Annotated in this window: 1 protein-coding gene; it reads right to left on the reverse strand. The window is 76.7% G+C overall.

Features of this window, described 5'->3' with window-relative positions; all coding sequences use genetic code 11:
• Nucleotides 1-921, reverse strand: a 921-nt coding sequence (locus PROKR_RS30975; protein ID WP_157602617.1) for an ATP-binding cassette domain-containing protein, incomplete at both ends; no start/stop codon positions are given.

Genomic DNA, 921 nt, shown 5'->3' on the forward strand with positions numbered 1-921 from the left:
CCCCCGCGGGGGGGGGAGCCGCTGCACCTGACCACCGGACAGCCGCACGCCGCGGTGCCCCACGAGGGCGTGCGGGCCGCCGGCGTCGCGCATGTCCTGCTCGAGGCGCGCGCCCCGGACCGGGCCGTCGATGTCGCGGGCATGGTCGAGCTGCACGTTGTCCGAGAACGAGCCCGACAGCACGCGCGGCACCTGGGCCACGTGCGCCACCTGGCCCGGGCGCAGGAACGCCTGGGCGTCGGTCACCTCGGTGCCGTTCCACCGGACGTGGCCGGTGTGCTCCATGAGCCCGGCCAGCGCCGAGAGCAGCGACGACTTGCCCGAGCCGACCTGGCCGAGCAGCAGCACGAGCTCGCCCCGGCGGACCTCCAGGTCGACGCCGGAGACGCCGATCGTGCCGTCGTCGTGCACCGCCGTGAGGCCGTCCAGCTCCAGGCGGTCCAGGGGCTCGCGGGGCGACGGCTCCGGCGCGGGGGCGACGCCCCGCACGAGGTCCACGCCCTGCTGCCGCGAGACCAGGTCGGTGCCGCCGGCGAACCGGGCGGTCGCGACCTGCCAGGCGCGGGTACCGGGCGCCTCGGTGACCACGGCGCCCGCCACGACGCCGAACCAGGCGAAGCCGGTCACGGCGTTGGCGACGAGCAGCGTCGTGGCCAGGTCCCACCGGTTCGTCAGCAGGAACCCCCAGGCGACGACGACGCCGATGTAGAGGGTCACCAGCGGCACCGAGTCCAGCACCGCCTGCACCCGGTGCTCGAAGATCGCGGCCTTGACCCGCCCCGAGTCCACCTCGCCGAGGTGTCGACGCACGTCGGGCGTGCGGGCGGCGAGCTTCACCGTGCGCGCCGAGTCGAGCGCCGAGACGAGGGCACGGCCGAACCGCGCCCGGGCCGCCGAGGAGCCGGCGGCGGAGCGGCCCGC

It is taken from the genome of Promicromonospora kroppenstedtii DSM 19349 (assembly GCF_000515355.1).
In the GTDB taxonomy this organism is placed as follows: domain Bacteria; phylum Actinomycetota; class Actinomycetes; order Actinomycetales; family Cellulomonadaceae; genus Promicromonospora; species Promicromonospora kroppenstedtii.